The 24,501-nt window shown below is 39.3% G+C and carries 17 protein-coding genes; 9 read left to right on the top strand and 8 right to left on the bottom strand.

Annotated features, from left to right (window positions below):
* The first annotated feature begins 51 nt into the window (after positions 1–51).
* From trxB to CQZ96_RS17815, 4 genes are all read left to right on the top strand, one after another.
* Entirely contained in the window at positions 52–1,005 is a 954-nt protein-coding gene (gene trxB, locus CQZ96_RS17830; RefSeq protein WP_004723647.1) for a thioredoxin-disulfide reductase, read from the top strand.
* Positions 1,006–1,115: 110 nt separating this feature from the next.
* Entirely contained in the window at positions 1,116–2,666 is a 1,551-nt protein-coding gene (locus CQZ96_RS17825; protein ID WP_105714691.1) for a class I SAM-dependent methyltransferase, read from the top strand.
* A 68-nt stretch (positions 2,667–2,734) separates the two neighbouring features.
* Entirely contained in the window at positions 2,735–3,466 is a 732-nt protein-coding gene (gene aat, locus CQZ96_RS17820; protein ID WP_105714692.1) for a leucyl/phenylalanyl-tRNA--protein transferase, read from the top strand.
* 23 nt (positions 3,467–3,489) lie between these two features.
* The gene (locus CQZ96_RS17815; RefSeq protein ID WP_004723650.1) at positions 3,490–4,305 is read left to right on the top strand and encodes an arginyltransferase; all 816 of its coding nucleotides are present in this window, start codon (positions 3,490–3,492) and stop codon (positions 4,303–4,305) included.
* A 38-nt stretch (positions 4,306–4,343) separates the two neighbouring features.
* On the opposite strand, the gene rimI is transcribed toward CQZ96_RS17815, so the two are convergent.
* From rimI to CQZ96_RS17775, 8 genes are all read right to left on the bottom strand, one after another.
* Entirely contained in the window at positions 4,344–4,802 is a 459-nt protein-coding gene (gene rimI, locus CQZ96_RS17810; RefSeq protein WP_105714693.1) for a ribosomal protein S18-alanine N-acetyltransferase, read from the bottom strand.
* 110 nt (positions 4,803–4,912) lie between these two features.
* The gene (locus CQZ96_RS17805; RefSeq protein WP_004723652.1) at positions 4,913–5,794 is read right to left on the bottom strand and encodes a metal-dependent hydrolase; all 882 of its coding nucleotides are present in this window, start codon (positions 5,792–5,794) and stop codon (positions 4,913–4,915) included.
* Positions 5,795–5,946: 152 nt separating this feature from the next.
* On the bottom strand, positions 5,947–6,672 hold the full coding sequence (locus tag CQZ96_RS17800; protein WP_105714694.1) for a hypothetical protein: 726 nt from the start codon (positions 6,670–6,672) through the stop codon (positions 5,947–5,949).
* Positions 6,673–6,730: 58 nt separating this feature from the next.
* The gene (gene tuf / locus CQZ96_RS17795; protein ID WP_004723653.1) at positions 6,731–7,921 is read right to left on the bottom strand and encodes an elongation factor Tu; all 1,191 of its coding nucleotides are present in this window, start codon (positions 7,919–7,921) and stop codon (positions 6,731–6,733) included.
* 93 nt (positions 7,922–8,014) lie between these two features.
* The gene (fusA, locus tag CQZ96_RS17790; protein ID WP_004723654.1) at positions 8,015–10,153 is read right to left on the bottom strand and encodes an elongation factor G; all 2,139 of its coding nucleotides are present in this window, start codon (positions 10,151–10,153) and stop codon (positions 8,015–8,017) included.
* 187 nt (positions 10,154–10,340) lie between these two features.
* The gene (gene rpsG / locus CQZ96_RS17785) at positions 10,341–10,811 is read right to left on the bottom strand and encodes a 30S ribosomal protein S7 (RefSeq protein WP_004655203.1); all 471 of its coding nucleotides are present in this window, start codon (positions 10,809–10,811) and stop codon (positions 10,341–10,343) included.
* Between the two features lie 179 nt (positions 10,812–10,990).
* Positions 10,991–11,365, bottom strand: a complete 375-nt coding sequence (gene rpsL, locus CQZ96_RS17780) for a 30S ribosomal protein S12 (RefSeq protein ID WP_004648013.1) — start codon at positions 11,363–11,365, stop codon at positions 10,991–10,993.
* Positions 11,366–11,512: 147 nt separating this feature from the next.
* On the bottom strand, positions 11,513–12,994 hold the full coding sequence (locus CQZ96_RS17775; protein ID WP_105714307.1) for an EcsC family protein: 1,482 nt from the start codon (positions 12,992–12,994) through the stop codon (positions 11,513–11,515).
* A gap of 313 nt (positions 12,995–13,307) precedes the next feature.
* Here CQZ96_RS17775 and CQZ96_RS17770 point away from each other — a divergent pair, with 313 nt between their 5' ends.
* The 5 genes from CQZ96_RS17770 (at position 13,308) to CQZ96_RS17750 (ending at position 24,332) form a co-directional block, all read left to right on the top strand.
* Positions 13,308–14,399 carry an ATP-binding protein gene (locus tag CQZ96_RS17770; protein WP_004817563.1) on the top strand — a complete coding sequence of 364 codons (1,092 nt, stop codon included), beginning with the start codon at positions 13,308–13,310 and terminating at the stop codon, positions 14,397–14,399.
* Between the two features lie 2 nt (positions 14,400–14,401).
* Entirely contained in the window at positions 14,402–17,029 is a 2,628-nt protein-coding gene (locus CQZ96_RS17765) for a DUF5682 family protein (RefSeq protein WP_171287946.1), read from the top strand.
* Positions 17,026–18,210: a VWA domain-containing protein gene (locus tag CQZ96_RS17760; protein ID WP_105714309.1), complete on the top strand. Its 1,185-nt coding sequence runs from the start codon at positions 17,026–17,028 to the stop codon at positions 18,208–18,210. The genes CQZ96_RS17765 and CQZ96_RS17760 overlap by 4 nt, the downstream gene beginning before the upstream one ends.
* Positions 18,207–20,360, top strand: coding sequence for a hypothetical protein (locus CQZ96_RS17755; RefSeq protein ID WP_105714310.1), 2,154 nt, complete (start codon positions 18,207–18,209; stop codon positions 20,358–20,360). Before CQZ96_RS17760 ends, CQZ96_RS17755 begins: the two co-directional genes overlap by 4 nt.
* A gap of 129 nt (positions 20,361–20,489) precedes the next feature.
* Complete coding sequence (locus tag CQZ96_RS17750) at positions 20,490–24,332, top strand: DUF4132 domain-containing protein (protein WP_105714311.1); 3,843 nt, start codon at positions 20,490–20,492, stop codon at positions 24,330–24,332.
* Positions 24,333–24,501: the final 169 nt, after the last annotated feature.

The following is a 24,501-nucleotide window of genomic DNA, read 5'->3' as shown; positions in this document are numbered from 1 at the left end:
TTCACGTATAATTCAAACAATTTCTATATTTTTCATAAAAAAGGATGACTCATGAGCGCTCGTCACTCTCGGTTAATTATTTTAGGTTCTGGCCCTGCTGGTTATAGTGCTGCTGTTTATGCCGCGCGTGCAAATTTAAAACCAACCTTAATTGCAGGTATGCAACTCGGTGGTCAATTAACCACGACGACTGATGTTGAGAACTGGCCTGGCGATGCTGAAGGTTTAACAGGTCCAGCGTTAATGGATCGTATGCAAGCGCATGCTGAACGTTTTGGTACTGAGATTTTATACGATCATATCAATGAAGTTGATCTTCAGGTGCGCCCTTTTGTGCTTAAAGGCGATATGGACGAGTACACCTGTGATGCGTTAATTATTGCAACAGGTGCAACAGCACAATATTTAGGCCTTGAGTCTGAACAGGCTTATATGGGCCAAGGTGTAAGTGCTTGCGCAACTTGTGATGGTTTCTTCTATAAAAACCAAAAAGTGATGGTTGTGGGTGGTGGTAACACTGCTGTTGAAGAAGCACTATATCTTTCCAATATCGCTTCACACGTTACCCTTGTTCACCGTCGTGACAAATTACGTTCTGAAAAAATCCTTCAAGACCATCTCAACGAAAAAGTTAAAGAAGGTAAAATTTCGATCATCTGGAACCATCAAGTTGATGAAGTTTTAGGTGATAGTAATTCTGGTGTGACCTCTGTACGTATTAAGTCTACCCAAGATGATTCAACTCAAGACGTTGACGTATCAGGTATGTTTGTGGCAATTGGTCACAAACCAAATACCGCAATGTTTGAAAATCAACTTGAACTGCGTAATGGCTATATTCAAGTACGCAGTGGTACTGCGGGCAATGCCACAGCGACATCTGTAGCGGGTGTATTTGCTGCAGGTGATGTTGCTGATGATGTTTATCGTCAAGCAATTACATCTGCAGGTTCAGGCTGTATGGCAGCACTTGACGCTGACCGCTATTTAGATGGCTTAGAATAATTGATTTATTTTATGTAAAAACAAACCGCCTACATGGCGGTTTGTTTATTTTTGATTTATAAATAAACAAGAGAAATGACTTTAAACGAATACAAACTATAGGAAAAAACATGACAACAGCGTGGACCGATGGCTACCAGACAGAAGTAAATTACACCTATGGTTACTACAGAGACTTAAGCCCGAACTACCAAAAGTTTTGCTTATTACTCAATGGGGTTGATTGCCCACCCACCAATGAACGTCACAAACATTGTGAACTCGGCTTTGGTCAAGGTGTCAGTCTAAATATTCATGCTGCATCCAGTTTTGGTTTATTTTTTGGTACAGACTTTAACCCTGCTCATGCTGCCCATGCCAATGTCTTGGCTGAACAAAATCAAGTCCCGCATCATTTCTATGATGCAAGTTTTGAAGAGTTGCTCAACAAAGACTTACCGATGTTTGACTCGATTAGTTTACACGGAATCTGGAGTTGGATTAGCCACGAAAACCAACATATTATTTTGCAATTTATCCGAAAATTTTTAAGTCCCAATGGGATTGTCTATATCAGCTATAACTGCCTGACCGGTTGGGCTGCCAATATGCCAGTCCGCGAGTTATTTCACAGTCATTTTAAATTTAATAGCACCAGTACCAACCCGCTACAAAAAGTAAATGATTCACTTAATTTTAGTGAAGAGCTTTTAACGCAAAATCCCCTCTTTGCCCAGAGAAATCCAAATGCACTCAACAAAGTGCAAGATTTAAAAAAGCAAAATCCCAACTATTTGATTCACGAATACCTAAATCAAGATTGGCAATGTTTCTCTTTTCAACAAGTGGTACGAATTTTAGAAGAAATTAAACTGACCTATGCTGGTTCAACAGATTTAAATTCGCATCTAGATAACATTAATTTTAGTGAGCAACATCAGCAATTTTTAAACACCATTGAACATCCTGTTTTTAAAGAGCAATGCCGTGATTATTTTGCCAATACACAATTTAGAAAAGACTTATATATCCGTGGGAAAAACACCTTAACGGCATTAGAAATTCAGCATCGCTTGAGAAATACAGCCTTTGTCTTATTAACGGCTCCAGAAAAATTACCAAAAACAATTTCAGGATACTTAGGAGAGTTCGCTTTAATCCAAGAGATTTATCAACCACTCGGTGCTTATTTTAAACAATCTGACTATAAGCCACAGACGATTGCAGAGCTTGAACAGGCCATCCCTAATATTACCTATTCTAAGCTACTCAATGCCTTGGTGATTTTATGTCACTTAGGTTTGGCACAACCTTGTCAGGCGGCTTCAAATCCAGATATGGTTGAACATGCTCAGAAATTAAATCGTTATTTCCTTGAGCAAGCCAGCTATCATACCAATTATCAAGTTTTGGCCTGCCCACTCACAGGGATTGGTATTCCAGCCGATCAGTTTACCCAACTCTTCTATCGCGCTCACTTTATCGATGGGCTAGAATCTGCCGCAGAATTTGCACAATATGTTTGGGATGTGCTGACTCAATTAGGCTGGCTGGTATTGGATCAACAAGGCAATACCGTTTCGGATCCAAAAACCAGCCTAGAAGTCATTCAAGAAAAAGCCCAATTCTTTCTAGATAGTGACAAACTCAAAATTGCAAAACATTTGAAACTTTTTGCATAAGGTCTGTTTAGACATTTAATCACATGATCAGCTAAGATAAAGCTGATCTTTTTTATTGATGAATTCTCGTGAATCAACTCCCCCTTTCACAATTTATTTTTCCAGATCCAATAGAAGCTGATCCAGATGAACAAGGCTTGATTTGTATAGGTGCAGACTTAGCGCCTTCTACATTATTTGAAGCCTATACGCATGGCTTATTTCCATGGTTTTCCGAAGGTGAACCAATTTGTTGGTGGTGTCCAGAGCCCCGTTGCATCATTCGCCCTCAGGATTATCATCCAAGTAAATCACTACTGCGAAATATGAAAAAGTTTGATTATAAAATTACCATCAATCATGCTTTTGAACAGGTCATCCGTTCTTGTTCGCTCCCACGTAGCTATGCGGATGAAACGTGGATTTCCGAGGAGATTATTCACGGTTATTGCCAACTATTTGAAGCTGGATATGCCTATAGTGTTGAAGTCTGGGATCAAGATAAAATTGTAGGTGGGCTGTATGGTGTGACGATTGGCCATGGTTGTTTTGGTGAGTCGATGTTTAGCACTCAAACCGATGTTTCCAAAATGGCTTTTTACACACTGATGTTATTGGGCCGAGAAAATAATTTACCGTGGATTGACTGTCAGTTGGTCAATGATCACTTACTCAGTCTCGGTGCTTGTACACTTTCTCGCCATGAATACCTTAAATCGTTACAAGATGTAATAAAACAACCCTCTATAGATTGGAAAAGTTATCAAGAGCGTGTATTTTCAAGTAAAACAATAGCGATTTTATCGCGCTTAATGGAATGAAAATAAAAGGAGGGACATGATTTATGAATTCTTATCATCCTAAGTCCCTATTAAACGACTTACAGTACTATATTACGCCACCACATGATTGCAGTTATCTTGAAAATAAATCTGCACGTATGGTGTTTCTCGACCCTGTACATCGTATTGATGTTGTCACACTTTCCGAATTATCGCGTGTAGGTTTTAGACGCAGTGGTGATTTTGTTTATCGCCCTGAATGCCATCTTTGCCGCCAATGCTTATCTTGTCGGGTGCCAGTGACTGAATTTAAAATGAGCAGTGCTCAGAAAAAAGCATGGAAACGCAATCAAGATTTAACCGTTAAAATTATTTCGACCCAAGAGGCCACACAAACGCATTATCATCTGTACGAGCGTTATATTATTGAAAGACACGCCGATGGTGATATGTTCCCACCCAGTTATGACCAATTTGAAAAATTCCTGATTCACAGTTGTACCAACAGTTTTTTCCTTGAACTGTGGAAAGATGATCGTTTAATTAGTGTCTCTACCTGTGATCAATTGGACGATGGCGTTTCTGCGGTGTATACCTTCTTTGATCCAAATGAAAGTAAGCGTTCACTGGGGGTTTTTGCGATTCTCAAACAAATTGAATATGTAAAATCCTTGAATCTAGATTTTGTTTACCTCGGGTATTGGGTTCCACATGCTGAGAAAATGAATTACAAATCTCAATATGCACCATTTGAATTATTATTAGATGGACAATGGCGACGGATCAATCGTCACTTGGAAGCCAAAGAAATTCAAGAGTTAGGCGATATGTTGATGACTACCCTGCCCTCAGAATGGAATGAGCCGATTATCAAATAATCGGCTTTCGCTGTTCGCATTTTCGATATTGCTTAGCCTTATTTAAATAATTTTGAAAAATCATCACTACAGGCTTTGACCATAATAATTGCATGTTCACGGCCGCCCTGTTGATTCGGATAATAATTTTTTCTTAAATCAATTTGATGAAAGTTGGCTTTTTCATACAGCGCAATCGCAGCTTTATTTGACTCACGCACTTCAAGAAAGATTTGTACTGGATTATTTTTTAATAATGCAATCGATTCATCTAACAGTTGATAGCCGAGCCGTTTACCCTGCTGGCTCGGATGAATCGCCATAAGCAATAAATTCGCTTCATCTAAAACAGGTTGCAGAATACAAAAGCCCACCACTTGATGGTCTTGCTCAATCACTGTACTTAGATAACTTGTTATGGACTCTTCAAATTGACTTTTTTTCCAAGGATGACTTTGTACCAAGTCTTCAATTTGAGAAACAGCGTGCAGATCTGAAGATTGCATTAAACGAATCATCTGCGTTCATCAACTCAATATAAAAAATGAATTATAAGAAATTAAACCAAGAAGTCTAATAAAAAAGAGCAACAATTGTTGCTCCTTAAGAAAAATGCTGACTTTAAGCGTCACAGACCCAGTTTCGCTTTCCATGTCTCGAGCAAACTCACTGTATCGAGATCATTTGGATGGAAACCTGGCTTAAAGTATGCCAACATTTCTTTGGTCATTCCTGCGATAATGCCTTTAGATGGACTATAAGCATATTTATAAATAATACCGAGCTCTTTTAGGTTGAGCTTGCCATCCTCTTTTAATAAACGCACCACAAAAGATGATTGCGCCATAAAGATGAGTACCATTGCAAAAACTAAAGCCGTGGTACGTAAGCCATAAGCCTTGATACCTTTACCAAACACCGCTTCATAAACATCATAAGCCACTGCTTTATGTTCATTTTCTTCCACAGCATGCCAATACCACATATACGACATGGTTGGATCAGTCATTAACTTTTGGATATGCCCATTGACCAGCAGTTGCGAAGCAATTGTTGCAGTAAAATGCTCTAATGCAGTAGTCGCGGTTAAATCCACCATTTCTTGAGTCATACCAAAAGGCTTGACTACACGTGCAAACCATTTACGTGCGCCTTGAATTAACACACCTGTTTCACGCTCGTATTTCTCAACATCATGACCAAACTTTTTTGCTGAAGCATTAAAGTTTTCATGCTCTTTGGTGTGCATAGCTTCTTGACCGATGAAAGCACTAATCTCTTTTTGTAATGCTTCATTGTCCTTGATCGCAGGGTGATAACGTACCGCACGCACAGAATCGATAAAAAGTTTTTCGCCATCTGGGAACAATGCTGACAATGCAGTCATGAAATGTGTAATACCCGCTGAACCACTTGCCCAATATTCAGGTACATCGTCAAAATTAAAATCCATACGACGTACAGGGAAAGATGCACCAGCACGGTTTGAAATATTCACTTTTGCATTCATTGCGATTCCTCCTATTAAGTGAGTTTCACTTAAATTCTTTATGTTTGTTTTTCTCTTTCTTTATATTACGTTTATATGAAAGTTTAATAATTGCAGATTAGGTCACACAAATATCAGTTAAGGACAGCTTTTGATAGGTATTGTCTAACAATTTAAATACTATGTGTAAAATGATGCTTATAGTAAATAAATAAAAAAATACAAATCAAAAATAAAATAATGACTCCCAGCACCCAAATACGATTCTTTCTTTTCGCATGGTAAGCATCATGATCAAAATTAAAATGTTCAGGATGAATATTAAATTGATAGTAAATTTCTGGAGCTACTGTAATATCAGGACGGTGTTGATGCACTCGCTTAAAAAACTCACATGCAAGTTCATGGGAATTTTTAATTACATACTCACCAAAGAATCCACCCAATTGAAAATATAATTTTTCTACAATAACTTTATTGGTGTTTATATTATTAATATGAACATAAAGTGAACTTGGTAATTTTGTATAATTTACAATATAAATATCAGGATTAGATCTATTTAAGTCATGATTTAATTGGTTAAATAAAATTGATCTTTTCCCTCCACCAAATAAATGATAATGAAAACCCAAATCATCAACTGAATAGCTACATATTTGACTTTTAAAAAATTTTTTTGAAGTTACGACCTTAAAAACATACCACCAAATCAAAGTACTTAATCCAAAAGATATAATGACTAGCATAATAAAATTTATTCTAAGCCATTGATAAGATTCATAAAAAATCATCGGTAGAGTAATTATTACATTAATAAAATACGCAAAGAAAAAGAAATAAACAACGCGTAAATAATTGGTCAATTTTTTATTTGGTATAGATTTTATGATATTCATATTCTTCACTTTATAAAAAAAGCGCCCCAAAGGAGCGCTCTTTTTACACAATCAGCGATTATGCAGTTACTTTAGCAACTACACCAGCACCAACTGTACGACCACCTTCACGGATCGCAAAACGTAGACCTGGGTCCATTGCGATTGGGTGAATTAGTTCTACTGACATTTCAACGTTGTCACCTGGCATAACCATTTCAACGCCGTCTTGTAATTGGATTGCACCAGTTACGTCAGTTGTACGGAAGTAGAACTGTGGACGGTAACCGTTAAGGAACGGAGTATGACGACCACCTTCTTCTTTAGAAAGTACATATACTTCTGCGTCGAATTTAGTGTGCGGCTTGATTGTACCTGGTTTAGCAAGTACTTGACCACGTTGTACGTCTTCACGCTTAGTACCACGTAAAAGAACACCACAGTTCTCGCCCGCACGACCTTCGTCAAGAAGTTTACGGAACATTTCTACGCCAGTTACAGTTGTTTTAACTGTATCTTTGATACCAACGATTTCAACTTCTTCGCCGACTTTAACGATACCAGATTCTACACGACCTGTTACCACTGTACCACGACCAGAAATAGAGAATACATCTTCGATTGGCATCAAGAATGCTTTATCGATAGCACGTTCTGGTTCTGGAATATAAGAGTCAAGCGCTTCAACAAGTGAAAGTACAGCTGATTCGCCATATTGACCAGCATCACCATTAAGTGCAGCAAGTGCTGAACCACGGATGATAGGCGTGTCATCACCTGGGAAGTCATAAGTAGAAAGAAGTTCACGAACTTCCATTTCTACTAATTCAAGTAATTCTTCATCATCAACAAGGTCACACTTGTTAAGGAATACAAGAATATAAGGTACACCTACTTGGCGAGAAAGAAGGATGTGTTCACGAGTTTGTGGCATTGGACCATCAGTCGCAGCACATACAAGGATCGCACCGTCCATCTGAGCAGCACCAGTGATCATGTTTTTAACATAATCGGCGTGACCTGGGCAGTCTACGTGAGCGTAGTGACGAATTGGAGAATCGTATTCTACGTGTGAAGTATTAATTGTAATACCACGTGCTTTTTCTTCTGGTGCAGAATCGATTGCTGCGTAGTCTTTAGCTTCACCGCCGTAAGTTTTTGCACAAATTGTTGCAATTGCAGCAGTTAAAGTTGTTTTACCATGGTCGACGTGACCAATTGTACCCACGTTTACGTGTGGCTTATTACGTTCAAACTTAGCCTTAGCCATGAGAGCTTCCTTTTTAAACTACTCATGCAGGGTCACTGCATGAGCACTTGGTTTTTAACTATGAATTAGTTTGGGCTTATAGTAATCGAAAGATTACTCGTCGTCACCTTTTTTACCGCCAGACTGGAATTTAGAAATGATGCCTTCAGCCACGTTACGTGGAGTTTCAGCATATTTAGCAAATTCCATAGAATATGTCGCACGACCTTGAGACATAGAACGCATTTGAGTCGCGTAACCAAACATCTCAGCAAGTGGAACTTCAGCACGAATTGCTTTAGTACCGCCAGGTAAGTCGTCCATACCCTGAACCATACCACGACGACGGTTTAAGTCACCCATGATATCGCCCATGTAGTCTTCTGGAGTTTCTACTTCAACTTTCATGATTGGTTCAAGCAAGATAGGATCTGCTTTCATGAAACCATCACGGAATGCGTAAGAACCTGCCATTTTGAACGATAATTCGTCAGAATCGACATCATGGTAAGAACCATCAAATAATGTCGCTTTGATACCCACAACAGGGTAACCAGCCAATACACCATTCTTCATACGTTCTTGAATACCTTTGTCAACCGCACCGAAGAATTCTTTAGGTACTACACCACCTACAACTTCTTCAGCGAATTGGTATTCTTTACCAGCTTCTTCAACATCCATAGGCTCTAAACGAACATATACATGACCGAATTTACCTTTACCACCTGTTTGACGTACGAATTTACCTTCTTGCTCAACACTCTTTTTGATTGTTTCGCGGTAAGCAACCATTGGTTTACCAATGTTCGCTTCAACGTTAAATTCACGCTTCATACGGTCAACAAGGATGTCAAGGTGAAGCTCACCCATACCCGCAATAATCGTTTGACCAGATTCTTCGTCTGTGCGTACACGGAACGATGGATCTTCTTTAGCCAAACGACCAAGAGCGATAGACATTTTTTCTTGGTCAGCCTTAGTTTTAGGCTCAACAGCAAGAGAAATTACTGGCTCTGGGAATTCCATACGCTCTAGTGTAATGATGTTTTTCTCATCACAAAGCGTATCACCAGTTGTTACGTCTTTAAGACCTACACATGCAGCGATGTCACCAGCGCGAATTTCTTCAACGTCTTGACGATCATTTGCGTGCATTTGTACGATACGGCCAATACGTTCACGTTTAGACTTAACTGGGTTATATACTGGGTCGCCTTGTTTAAGAACACCAGAATAAACACGTACGAAAGTCAAGTTACCTACGAACTTATCGTTCATGATTTTGAACGCTAATGCAGAGAACGGCGCTTCATCAGATGCTTCACGAATCGCTTTAGTTTCAGCTTTGTCGTCAAGAATACCTTCGATAGGCTTAACTTCTGTAGGCGATGGTAAGAATTCAATTACAGCATCCAACATACGTTGAACACCTTTGTTTTTGAATGCTGTACCACAAAGCATTGGTTGGATTTCGCCAGCCAAAGTTTGCGTACGAATACCTGCAACGATGTCTTCTTTAGAAAGATCACCTTCTTCTAGGTATTTGTCCATCAACTCTTCAGATGCTTCTGCAGCAGCTTCAACCATATTGGTGCGCCATTCTTCAGCAGATGCTTGAAGATCAGCAGGAATATCACCATATTCGAACTGCATACCTTGAGAAGCTTCATCCCAAATGATTGCTTTCATTTCGATCAGGTCAACAACACCTTGGAAATTTTCTTCAGCACCAATTGGAATCACTACAGGTACAGGATGAGCACCTAAACGAGTACGCATTTGTTCAACAACACGGAAGAAGTTTGCACCAGTACGGTCCATCTTGTTCACGAATGCTAAACGAGGCACTTTATATTTATTTGCTTGACGCCATACAGTTTCTGACTGAGGTTGAACACCACCTACAGCACAGTAAACCATGCACGCACCGTCAAGAACACGCATAGAACGTTCAACTTCGATTGTGAAGTCTACGTGTCCCGGTGTATCAATTACGTTGATACGGTGTTCAGGGAACTGCTTGCCCATACCAGACCAGAAACAAGTCGTAGCAGCTGAAGTGATTGTAATACCACGTTCTTGCTCTTGTTCCATCCAGTCCATTGTTGCTGCACCGTCATGTACTTCACCAATTTTGTGAGATACACCTGTGTAGAACAAAATACGTTCAGTAGTTGTAGTTTTACCGGCATCAATGTGCGCAGAAATACCAATGTTACGATAACGAGAAATTGGGGTTTGACGAGCCATGATTTCTTGCATTCCTAAATTTTGTTGTTTAAAACAGGACGCATCAATGAAGCATTGATGCGTACGGATACTCGATACGTAATGGGCAACTTAAATACCCGCAAATCCCCCACTTTGGTAGAGGGCGATGTTAAATCGTGCTGCAGTACGCATGAGTATTCTCCTGATTAGGGACTGTTTTAGCCGCTTAGAAGCGGTAGTGAGAGAAGGCTTTGTTAGCTTCAGCCATACGGTGCACATCTTCACGTTTTTTGATCGCTGCGCCTTTACCTTCAGCTGCATCAAGCAACTCACCAGCAAGACGTAACGCCATAGTTTTTTCAGAACGCTTAGCAGCAGCATCTACCAACCAACGCATAGCTAGGGCAGTACGACGGGATGGGCGTACTTCCATAGGTACCTGATAAGTAGCACCACCAACACGGCGTGCTTTTACTTCGACCATAGGACGAACTTTTTCAAGAGTAGTCTCGAAAAATTCAACTGGGTCTACTTTATTTTTTTCTTGAACGCGGTCTAAAGCACCGTAAACGATACTTTCAGCAATAGACTTTTTACCATCTTGCATTACGTGGTTCATGAATTTAGCGATTGTTTGGCTACTGAACTTAGGATCCGGAAGGATTTCACGAGCAGCGACTACGCGACGTCTTGGCATTTTAATCTACCTATAAATATGACACTTCAGGTTTATCCAGCATCAGCACAAAGTGTCGTGTGCTATTCGCTGGCCTTACTACACGTCGCTTGAATTTCACAAAATTAATGCAGAAATCAGACAAGCGAGACGATAAAGGATTGCGGCTCTATATTCTTAAGAAGCTAATCTTTAAAAGATTATTTCTTAGGACGTTTAGTACCGTATTTTGAACGAGACTGGTTACGATCTTTAACACCAGCACAGTCCAAAGAACCACGAACGGTATGGTAACGTACACCTGGTAAGTCTTTAACACGACCACCACGGATAAGAACAACACTGTGCTCTTGTAGGTTATGGCCTTCACCACCGATATAGCTAGAAACTTCAAAACCTGAAGTTAAGCGAACACGGCAAACTTTACGCATTGCTGAGTTAGGTTTTTTAGGTGTAGTTGTATAAACACGTGTACAAACACCACGACGTTGTGGACAAGCCTTCAACGCAGGAACTTTTGATTTTTCAATCAAAGTTGTGCGACCCTTACGGATCAACTGATTTGTTGTTGCCATATGGCAATTCTCCCGTTAATAAAAAGCCTCAAAAAATTACCACTTTTTGAGGGCATGCAATTGTAAGCCAAGAAGTAAAAATGGTCAACATTCAACATGGTGTCAAATATTGACCATTTCAAGCTTTGGCTAAATGAATGATTCAACTTACTCAGGCTTACTTTCTGATTTTGTTTCAGTAGCTTCTTGCGTTTTTTCAGACGCTTTTACCGTATTTTCTGTAGTCGCTTTGGCTTTTACCGGGGTACGCTTTTTTGTTACAGTTTTTGCAGTTGTCGATGTTTTCGCCACATCAGTTACTTTCGCTGTAGTGGTCTCCACTGCTGCGACTTTCTTTTGCGCGGTACGTCGAGGTTTTACGGGTGTCGCCTTGTCTTGCTGTTGAGTCGCATGTTTATCTTCAATGTGCGTTTCAGCCAGTTTTTGAATCCCTTGCTCAACTTTTTGCTCAGCATTGGATTCTTCAACAGCTTCACTGGTTTTTTCCTTCACTTCAACATGAGTAATTGCTTCATTTTCAACATGAGGCTCGACTTTCTCTGCAAGCGTTTCTGTTTTGCTGTCTTCTAAAAGCAAGGGATGCGCGTCTGAGATCAATTGACTAAATTTTTCATAAGCATCTAATACATCAATTTTTTCATCAGAATGCTGTAGCAGATATTGCCTTGCGCCAGAAAATACGATTTGAGCTTTATCGGTTGCATCATCGACCAGTTTCCAGTTATATGCAGCACTGATACCCATCGTGGCTAAGGGGGTGAGTCGTGTCAACAGACTAAAATGTGGAAGATTATTCATCCATGGCAGCTTAAATGTACCATCCTCATTTGCCACCCATTTTTTTAACAGCTCTATATCATTGCTTGAACCTAATAGCTGTTGCAATTGGCTCACATTGTGGGTTTGCAACACCCCTGCAAAAGTTCGTATTGCCGCCATCAATGCGTGTTTTTCAGCAACAGTGCCTAGATCAATTTGTTTAAAAATGTATTCAACAACAGCGTGATCTTTCGCATTCAACTCAAAACCATGCGCTCGCCCAGTGTGATAAACACTTCGAAGTGCCAAAGCCAGTGAACTAGGTACATCAAGAATTGCGCCTAAGCCGCCGAACGCGCCTGTAACCGTACCTTGAATTGCAGCAATAATTTTATTCTGATTCGCCAGCGCAGTACTGATCCGTTGTGAACGTTCAGGATCCTTGGCCAATTCTGCCAAGCTTTTTGCACCCACTTCTTTTAGAACAGCATCTACAGAAGTCAGTTCTGAAACAAATTCATTGAGCTTATCAAAAATAAAATCAGATAATCTATCGTTTAAATCTGGTGAAATAAACGAAGCGACATTATTGATTTTTTTATAATGTTTCCCCAAAAGCTGCCCGGTTACATTGGGTAAATGTTCCCGTAGCATTTGTTGAGGATTTTCATATTGTTTACCTTCAAAAGCACTTTTTTCTTGAGCAGTACCTTGTACAACGGATTCATCTTTAGGACTGTGGCTCAATTTACTCACCGTACCAGGAGCAACATGATTGATCACACTTAAGCCTGTTTCGCTTAGCTTTTTGGCCACGCCAAAAGCATTTGAAATAAATCCGCCTGATTGTTTTTTATTAGAATTTGCCATGTGCACCCTCGTAACTGTGGTTTTTCAAACACTAAAGCTTGTATTAAATAGTTTCTCAACGCTTACATTAATGTACTGATTCACGAATCAATACAATCACTATTTCACAAAATTTCAATACAGATCATCATACTATACAATTATAAACAATCTACCCCTAGTTCACTTGCAATTACAGCACTCAATTTACTTAAAAATACTTTTTATAACAAATAGATGTCACAATTTGTCGCAGACAACTTATGTACCAGTGGTCATCTCAGCCTTTGCCAGTTATGATAGATTCATTGGATAAAATATATATAGAATCATTATGAAGCAAAATTTTCAAAATCAAATTAAGCACAGTTCAGAACAAAAATATCAAGCGGAACTAGAACGCTTAAAAGAACAAGATCAACATAGAAAGCCAGCAGGTTGGCAACTTTCTGCCTACGCTGTTCGCTCATTTATCTTGGGTGATGCCAAGCTGGATATTCAAAAAAAGTTTTATGGTGATGATGCTTTAGTTGACCGCGCCTTGGTTACGTTGATGGGCAATCAGGGTTTGATGCTGGTGGGTGAACCAGGAACAGCAAAATCGATGCTTTCAGAGCTATTTAGTGCTGCCATTTCAGCCAATTCTCAGCTCACAATTCAAGGGACAGCAGGGACAACCGAAGACCATATTAAATATTCTTGGAACTACGCACTCCTTTTATCGGAAGGACCAACAGATAAATCACTGATTCCCTCCCCGCTCTTCTATGCCATGAAAAACGGACAAATTGCCCGCTTTGAAGAAATCACCCGTTGTCCACCTGAAATTCAGGATGTGTTGGTGTCTTTACTGTCTGAGAAGCAAATGATGATCCCTGAAATGGGACAAGATTTTAGTTTGCAAGCTACACAAGGATTTAACATCATCGCAACAGCAAACTTGCGTGATCGTGGCGTACATGAAATGTCAGCAGCATTAAAGCGCCGCTTTAACTTTGAAACAGTAAAACCAATTCGTGATCAAAAATTTGAAATCGAACTGGTGGGATTACAACTTAAGAACCAGCTTGCTGATTTATACAGTGAAATCCAAGTTCGCCCAGAAGTCATCGAACTCTTGGTGACCATTTTCAATGAACTCAGAACAGGACAAAGTCTGCAAGGCGCAACACTTAAAACGCCTGATGCTGTTATGTCTACTGCTGAAGCAGTCAATATTGCCCATGCGGCAGGCCTACAAGCGATTTATCTCAGTGATGGAAAATTAAAAGCAGAACACCTCGCACAACAATTAATTGGGGTTGTGTTTAAAGATAATCCAGATGACGCTAAACGCCTACGTTACTATCTGGATACTGTGGTGAAAGAGCGTGCACGTAAAGATGCCGACTGGAAAAGTTTCTATGACGCCAGCCGAGAGTTTTAATCATGCAGCTGTTGGATCGAAATATAGAGAGAGGTGAAATGCCTGAACGCTTAAAACAGGCATTTCACCTGAAACAGCAAATGGCAGAGCAAAACGTTTTTTTTGCGCCAATCCGCCATCATAGCCCCGCTTGTGCATATGCGTTAAAACAATATATCGATGAACTGAAGCCCACATACATTTTAATCGAAGCACCAACAAGTTTTGAATTCTTAATTGAAAGCTTACAGAACCAAGCCACTCAGCCTCCTGTGGCTATATTTGCACAAGCACAACGCTCTTCAAATAAAACCTCACCCAAAAAAGGCGCTGCAAATAAAGATAGTGCTGGCGAAGAACATGAAAGTGATGACGAGGTTCAACCAGAAATCTTTTCTGCCTACTTCCCTTTTTGTGAATACTCACCTGAATGGGTCGCCATCCAACAGGCAAAACTCATTCAAGCAGACGTTAAATTTATTGACTTGGATTGGGCAAAACAAAGTGCCTTAAAAACACAACAGTCCGATTTGGACTGGCAACAAAAAAGTTTGCTGTCTGAACGTTATTTTGCGCATAGCCAATATATCCAAAAACTTGCTGAAACCATGCATTGCCGAAATCACGATGAACTTTGGGATCATTTATTCGAGCTGCAAAATGTTGAACAACTGCAACATGCTCAAACTTTTTTTGATGATGTTTTTGCTTGGTGTTCATTGGCACGTCTGGATTATGAGCGTGAGGTACTCTTACAAGATGCTTCATTACATCGTGAAGATGTGATGTGGAATTGCATCCAAGACAGTATTGATCCCAAGCATAAAATTTTGGTGATCACGGGTGGTTTTCATAGTCTTGCCTTAATTGAAAATCTAGCAGCCCCACAGCAAGCAGAACGTTTTATTGCCCAAGATCAAAAGCAAAACTGGCAAGAGCAAGCTTGGCTGATTCGCTATAGTTTCGATCGTTTAGATGCTTTAAATGGCTATGCTTCAGGTATGCCCTCACCTGCATATTATCAACAACATTGGCAAAATTTAAAATCTGCAAACAATCCAACGGTTGAACAAACGCAACTGCAATTTTTTCAATATTTAAATGAGTTATGCCATTTTTTAAACCAAGAAAATGCACTGGATGTAACGCCTTATATCGCGCTAAAAAATACCGCTGAACTTGCTTGGCAATTGGCTTGCCTTCGAGGGCATTATCAACCGAGCCGTTATGATTTACTCGATGCCTTACAATCAGCCTTAATCAAAGGGGAAATGGATGATGGACAACAGCATTTATTTACCCTGATTTTTCAGTTTTTAAGTGGGCAACAGCTTGGTAAGGTTGCTCAAAATCAGCACAGCCCTGCCTTATTACAAAATACCTATCAACAGATTAAAACCTATCGTTTTAATTTAAATGACACCATTTTACGCAATCGAAAACTCGATATTTATCGTAAACCTTTACATCAGAACATTAGTCAATATTTGCATTTATTGGAATTTGTCGGCTGTAATTTTGCTCAACGTATTTCGGGTCCAGATTTTGTTCAAGGTGCCAGTCTGGATTTGCTGTTTGAGGAATGGCGTTATGCATGGACACCCAGTGTTGAAGCACGTTTGATTGAACTAGCAGAAATGGGCAATCAACTCGAACAAATTGCACTGCTTAAAATTATTAAACTACAGCAAGAAAATGAAGCAAAAGGTGTGGGACAATCTGCCTTTGAAACTGCCAAATTGCTGGCTTTGGCGTGTCGCTTAGGATTAAAGCAACATTTAGAATTGCTCCGTCAACAACTCGATACTTTTTTAGAAAGCGATCAAAACCTTGCCTCGGTGATTGGTGCAGCACAGCAATTGTATTATTTGTGGCATGGTCACAAGCTGTTAAATTTACCCGAAAATATCGTGATACAAAGTTTAAGTTTTGCCGTCTATCAGGCCTGTTTTTTACTTGATCAAATTTACGATACCCACGAAGAAAAAGTTGAACAAAATCTTAGCAACTTAAAAACCTTGCATGAACTGATTTTGAATATCAAGCAACGAAATCTTTCACTACAGCATGCAGTCGTAAATGCACAAGATGTAGATTTACTGGAACTGATGTATAGCCAAATTGATCTGGCAAAAATTGATGAGTTTCATCTTAGTTCACTCAAAGGTGCGCTACATACTTTACAGTTTTTAGATCATGAAATTGAGCAAAATCAGCTTCAACAACAATTACAACTGGCTTTTGCAGTGGGAAGTGATCCTGAAGATGCTGTGCAATACCTACATGGCATGTTTTTTATTGCGCCTGAAATCTTTGTGCAATCCAAGGTTGCAATTGATGCACTTCACCAATTGGTCAGTCATTGGACTGAAGATACCTTTATTCGGATTTTACCTGATTTACGCTATATCTTTAGTCAGCTTACCCCAAAGCAAAGCACTAAAGTATCTAAAATTATCGCAAAAACCACAGGACTTGGCGAGGATGTCATTCTCGATCAGGTACTCAGTCATATTGGGGAACAGGATGTATTCCAAGGCATACAACTTAACCAACAACTGCAAAAAATATTTGAATATGATCACTTAGATCGCTGGGCAAGCAATCGCTCAAAACAACTCAATCCAGAACAACAAGGAGTGAATGAATGAGTCAATTACCTCCTGAACCAAATCTTGATGAAAACTCAGATACCCCCGCTTCTCTTGATGCAATGGATCAAGCACGCCGTTGGCGCTTGATGCTCGGTCGCTATGCCGACCAGAATTTATCAGCAGCGGCATTGTCAGGCGATCAACTAAAACTTGAGCGCAACCTCGATTATCTCTACCAAAATGAATATAAACGTCGTGGTATCCAACAAGGGAAAAATCGCCATGGCGGTTTGGAAGCCTCGCAGCTTAACGCGATTAACTGGCTCAACCAAAGTCGAAAACTGTTCCCAAAATCGACCTTTGAACGTATGCAAAAACAAGCCATAGAACGCTATGAGTTAACTGAGTTATTTAAAAACCCAGAGCATGTAAGACAACTTGAACCCAACCCTGCAGTGGCTAAAGCTTTGCTGAGTATGCGTGGTCGTTTAAGCAATGAAATGAAAGATGCGATTCGAGAATTAATTCAAAAAGTCGTGGAAGAACTCTTACAAAAAATCCGCACACAATTTTTAAAAGCGCTACAAGGTCGTCGTAATCGTTTTAAGCGTTCACATCTTAAACAGGCACAAAACTTTGATTGGAAACGGACCATTCAAGCCAATCTCAAGAATTACCAGCCTGATTTACAAAAACTGATTATCCAAACCCCTTATTTTAATGCCCGTGTACAAAAACATTTGCCGTGGGAAATTGTACTGTGTGTCGACCAAAGTGGCTCGATGATGGATTCGATCATGTATGCAGCAGTATGTGCCAGTATTTTGGCAGCTCTCCCTGCGGTCAATATTAGTCTGGTCCTGTTTGACACCCAAATTGTTGATTTAAGCCATTTGGCACATGACCCAGTTGAAGTCTTACTGACCATTCAACTCGGTGGCGGAACCAACATTGGTCAAGCTTTGCAATACTGTCAAAAAAAGATTAAACAACCCAATCGCAGTATTTTAGTCTTGATCAGTGACTTTGAAGAAGGTGCATCCGTTCAACAAATGCTCAACACCACCAGTCAACTCAACCAACAAGGCTGCAAACTGCTTGGGCTTGCGGCGCTGGATCAAGCAGCTAATCCTGTTTATGACATCAATATGGCACAAAAACTCCAAGAACGTGGTATGCAAATCGCAGCAATGACTCCTGAACATTTGGCGACATGGTTTGCAGAGGTGATGCAATGAGTTGGCATATTTATACCCAATACGATGAAGACAGCCTAACCATGCATAGCAATGCTGGTCTTCTACGTCGTGCCCGTAAAGCCTTAGATGCTGTTGAACTACTACAACAAGAGCACGATCAACTGGTATTTAAAGTCGAAGAATGTGAGGTTAAACTGCCCTTTGAAGGCATCACCAAAGCACTGTGTAATTGTTCAGCACAAGGCTGTTGTAAACACATTCTCAGCAGTATTTTATGGGTTCAGGAACATGAAACACTACTAACTACTGCAAATAGCCAAAGTGAAAATAGCCCTAACAATAATTTAGAAAATGCAGTACCACTAACTCAACAGGAAACATCTCAACACGGTAAGATATCGGAGCAAGCAACAACATCAACCCTTGAAACTGTTTTAGAATTCGATCCAAGCAAAATCCAAAAACAAGCAGGCAAAGCCAATATTCGTTTGGCCTATGAATTTGTACAAAATTGGTTGCTGCAACCTGAATCCTGTCAAATTGATATTCAAGAACATAAAATCACTTTTCAAACCGATTTAAGTCCCAATCCAGTTGTTCTCTACCCTGCAACAGGGTTTGAAGGCATATTGTCAGAAATTGCAGATAAACAAAAAGTTGCTGGGCATTTGGCATGTATTGCTTATTTAGTTCTGAAAAATGCCCCTGAAAAATGGCAATGGTCAATTGATACAACAGCGCAACATCATCATCCTACACAGCAACTTTCGCCGGATGATCAGGTATTGATCCAAGAACTTAAAATCATTTGTCAAAACTTTATTCAGCAAGGTTTGTCACATCTGGCCAAAGAAATGGTCATGTCACTGCATATTTTAAATATGCAAGCACGCGCACAAAACTTACCACGTTTAGGGAGCTTATTGCGTGCCTTACATGGCTCAATGAAGCAGTTTTTGGAAGCAGATGTACAGGTTGATGAGCAGCAGATTTTTAATCAATTGGCACATTTGTATGCCTATTTGGCTGCACTGTCAGAAATCGAGCATTTAAATCCAGATGTTAAAGCCGAAGCATTGCGACAACTTCGTGGTGCTGTACAACGCGACTATCAACAAGAAAGCATAGCACATCTGATCCCTCTTGGTTGTGAATGGTGGAATACAGAGAGTGGTGCACATGGTCTAACAGTGTGCTTCTGGGATGCAAAAGAGCAACAACTCAAAGAAGTGACTCAGGCACGTGCCAATCATTTAGATCGTACCTTTGATATGCACAGTGCAGCCAATACTGGAATTTGGGGAAGTTCTCTCAGCTTTTTACTCCAACATCAACTTGAACTAACCCATGCAAAATCCAGTTCAGAGACACAACTCAGTGCCAGCACAGATACTCGTTTTTTACCAAAAGGCTTGTTGAATGCACTCAGCCAATCTGACTTAGAACAGATGAATATTGGCATTTCAACATGGCAATCTTTACAGGAAATGCTTGTTCCGCATTCAAGCCTAGAACAGCTTAAATCACGTTATGTACTGCTTCGCCATAAAAGTATCACAGCGCCTGAACTCAACGAACTAGAGCAATATTTTAAATACCGTATTACTGACGATGAAAATAGAGCACTCAAGCTGGTCATTCCGATAGAACCAGAATACCGTGCACGAATTAAACATCTCACCCAACTGATTCATAATGAAAAAATTATCGCAACGTTGGTGCGTATCGAAGCAACACAGCAACAGATTCAATTCATTCCATGTAGTGTGTTTTTAACAACGCCAAAAGGTTTAAAAATATTCAGTCTGGATTATGATTATCCTGTACAGAAGAAAAGTAGCTTGGTTGAGCTGATTACTGGTCGAATTGAAAAATTGCTCGAACAAAAAAAACAATGGAAACATCAGCAACATTTATCTGCATTAGACCTTTTGATCTTGGAATCACAAGCCTTGTTTGAATTCTATGCAAATACAGGACGTTCAAAATTGGATATGGATGATCTGGTTAAACTGGATGATTTTGCTGAAAAGTTTGCAGATTTGGGTTTAAGCTTTATTCAAAACTCACTCAAATCAGATTCCACACAACACAATTTAGCCAGTCAGCTTTTAAAATGGCGACATGTTTTATTACAACTACAACGCCTAAATCATAGAATCGCTTTAGAAGGACAAGTTACGTCGTGATAAATTAAGCTTGCTATTTAAATTGATGATATTTTTCTATAATTTTAGTGAACTACCAAGCACAGTATTAAAGCCTAAAGTATTAGCGCCTATAGAAAAGCAACAGCGAGTTGCTCAAAAGGAATACAGATGTTAAATAAACTTTTTTCAAAAATTGAGTCGATGTTTTTAAAGCCTGAGGATAAGGCAGTGAAAACGCAACAAGCAGACTCAACCGCTGATCATGACCACATTCAAAAACATAATGAAGATCTAAAAAATAAAGTTGAAAAGCTCTACCATATTTTCCGGCCTTTGGCCGTCATTGAAGACCAACTTGATCAAAATGTGGTTTTGTTTATTTTGGATGGAGAAAATCCAGAAATATTACTTAAATTACAGCAATACCCGAATGAAAAAGCACTGCTTTTACTGGAAAAGCCAGGTACCTATAGCTGGTATTGGCCTCAAAACAATCAATCACTGGATAAAAAAGAAAATAAGCTTGCTGAAGCTGCACTAAAACTACGCCGTCGTTATTATGGTGAGATCTTTGAAGAATTAGAATTTGAACAAATTATTCGTTTTGCCAAAGTGCTTGAAGCGGCAACACAACAGAAAAATTTTACCAATATTTATGAAAAAGTGCCCGCTTGGTTTATTTATCTCACGGTAGATACATTTATTACTGCTTTTGATAGTCATCATTTTAGCGAAGCAGATCCGAATAAATTGTTAAAGCAAAATTGGACTCAACAGAAACTATTTGATTTGCTTGAAAGTGATCAACAGGGTTTAGGCGATGAACTACTGCCTTATTTATTTGAACGCCAAAATATCGACAGTTATCATTCTAGTAAATTAGATAAAATATTATTACTCAAGGACACCCAAGATTTCATTTCAGCCCGATTAGATCAACTCAGAAAACTTATTCCAACACTGAGCATCATTGGACAAGAAAACTTTTTAGACTATATCGCCAAACAAACGACATTGATCAAACAAATCCCTGACTTGATTGTAAAACTTTCTGTAGGGAAATCTAAAACCATTCGTACTAAAGCCACCAGTTTATTGACGAATTTAAATCCAGAAGATAGCCAAAAATATTTAAATCAAAATCTATTGGAAGGTTCAAGTCAGGAACGTGGCTTTTCTGCAGATCTATTGGCACGTTTAGGTGCTGACAATCTAACTGTACTAGAACAAGCTTTTGCACAAGAAAAACAAAAATCTGTACAACAAATCTTACAAATGGCAATTCAGCGCTTAAGATCTGTTGATACTGCTCAATTACAGCAAGATTTTGAAGCACCAACATTTCAACCGTTTGTTGAACAAAAAATTCCAGCAAGTTTTACCGAGGTTATTTTAGAAAATTATCAAGAAATTTTGGCTAAAGCTGAACAGAATGCTGCCGATGAAATTGAAGAGAATAAAACAGCAAGTTATAAAAGAACTTGGGCTCAAGATCATTTAAAGCAGCTTAAAAAAATCAATCATCAAACTTTAACGTCGATTGTTGACCAGCTGAACGGTGATGCATCTTTTAAAAATGTACACCAAGTTGAAAATATTATTACCCATAAAAATAAATATAAAAAATATCCTGAGTTTTCCATTAATCATGCCATGAGAATCATTGCGATACGCAATCGGAATTGGATTTATTGGCCTAATTTATTTGAAATGCTTAAACCTGAAGAATATGCCAATTATGAACTTCGCCATATCGTTCAGGCCCTAGATGCGGCTAAATTTAACAATCCCAAACGTAGAGTCGCTCAAGGGATTCTAGCGGGATCATCCTATTATCAAAGTTTACAAGATCATATTTATGAAAAAGATAAAATTTGGCCATTTTTTGCGGAAAATCAAGAATATTTAACTGAAGCGTTGGGGCTTTCTCCATCTTTAGAAAAAAATGAATATCAAAGCTTTAACCCATCCGATGCCATCTTTGTACTTAAATGTTTCCCATCCTTACCAGTACAATTTATTCCGCGCTTACTCGAATTTGCATTGGGTGAAAATAAGCGTTTGCGTTATGAAGCGCAAGAAACCTTACAACACCTTCCAGACATTCATCAACGTGCCATTGAAGCTCTAGATTCGGGTAAACAAGACATTCGAATCACTGCAATTGAATGGCTAGCACGTCTACAAAATCAGGATGCAGTAAAACCGCTGAATGCTTTACTTAAAAAAGAGAAGAAAGAAATCGTTCGAGCTGCTCTTCTAACGACATTGGAAAAGCTTGGACAGGATATTAGTGCTTATCTCAAACCAGAAGTGCTGCTGAAAGAAGCAGAAGACGGTTTAAAAGGCAAACTTTCAAGCAGTTTTACATGGTTTGATTTTGACACATTACCAAAAGTAAAATGGCAGAATGGTAAAGAGGTTGACCCTAGAATTATTAAATGGTGGGTGATATTGGCTGAAAAACTGAAAGAGCCTAGAGCCAATGCCTTATTACAACGCTATAGTGACTTACTCGATCAAAAAGATCAGGTACAACTTGCCAATCATTTATTACACAGTTTTATTCATCAAGATACCTTACAAACACCATTGGATGAAGCAACGCAATATGCAACCACAGAAGCGCCTGGCCGTCTGAGTTCTTATCGGGATTCATACAAACGTTATGGTGAAAAATACCCTGAATATTATGCCAAATATGGCACCATCACCTTAGAAGAAGTGATTGAAGAGATTAAACGCGAACGTTTAGGACTTTATCTGGGTTCCGCGATCAAAAGTAAAGGTATGCTTTCACTGACCGCCAATGCACAAGGAAGTTTTGCAGTAAAACAATTGCAGAACTATATGAAGCAACACTACCCTCGTCGCTCACAAATTGAAGCCATGATTAGTGCATTATCGATCAGTAATGACCCATTAATCATCCAACTGTTGCTTTCACTTTCACGTCGCTACCGGACTGCTTCGGTACAAACACTTGCAAACACATTGGTTGCTGAGATTGCTGAACGTAATCAATGGACAAGTGATGAGCTGGCTGACCGCACCATTCCAACAGCAGGTTTAGATGAAAATGCTGTGTTACAGCTACAATATGGCTCACGTAACTTTAGCGCCATTGTTGATGATAAAGACAAATTCATTCTTAAAAATGAAGAAGGTAAAGAGGTTAAAGCGCTACCAGCGGCCCGCCAAAATGATGATGAAAGCCTGATCAAAGAAGCCAAAGCACTGTTTAGTACCAGTAAAAAAGAGTTTAAACAAGTCGTTGATATGCAAACAGGTCGTTTGTATGAGGCGATGTGTAGCGAACGTCAGTGGAATGTTGCTGAGTGGCAAGAGTATATCTTTGCCCATCCGATTATGAGACGCTTAATCCAAAAGCTGATTTGGCTTGAGATCAAAACCAATGGTGAAAAAATCAGTTTTAGACCAAGTGATGATGGTGCATTACTGAATTTAGATGATGATGAAGTCGAGCTGAGCACAGACAGTAAAATTCAAATTTCTCATGCGGTTTTGGTCGGTGAAAAGGAAGCAAAAGATTGGATTGCACACTTTAAAGACTATAAAGTGAAATTCTTATTTGAACAGATGACTCATCACCTACCAAAGCTTGAAGATGATAATGTCACTGAAATTAAGGATCATAATGGCTGGCTTACAGACACCTTTACCCTCCGTGGTGTAGTGACCAAATTAGGCTATCAACGTGCCAGCATTGAAGATGGTGGTTCATTTGACCGCTATACTAAGCCCTATAAACAGTTGGGTATTGATGTAGAAATTACATTTAGCGGAAGTTATGTACCTGAAGAAAATATTCCTGCTGTCCTTTATGAACTGACTTTTAGTAAAAAAGCCAGCCGCTCTTGGAACAACAATGAACTTCCACTTAAACAGATTCCACCAATTTTATTGGCTGAGAGCTATGCAGATTATTTAAAAGTTGCTGCATCGACATCAGGTTTTGATCCTGAATGGGAAAAGAAAACGCCTTGGTAATTCATAAAGACAAAGAAATTTTGTTTAGGCTTGCAATAGGCTATAACAGTTGTATTTCAACCGATATGATTGGTCTTGATGGTCATCATATCGGTTATATGGGTAATTCAACTAAGCATGTAAAGAGAAGCCTTGTTCTACAATAGGGATAAAACACCATGCTTATTCC

This window comes from Acinetobacter sp. MYb10 (genome assembly GCF_002980175.2).
Classification (GTDB): Bacteria; Pseudomonadota; Gammaproteobacteria; order Pseudomonadales; family Moraxellaceae; genus Acinetobacter; species Acinetobacter guillouiae.
The sequence above is the reverse complement of the archived record's forward strand: the minus strand, read 5'-3'. Positions and strand labels throughout refer to the sequence as shown.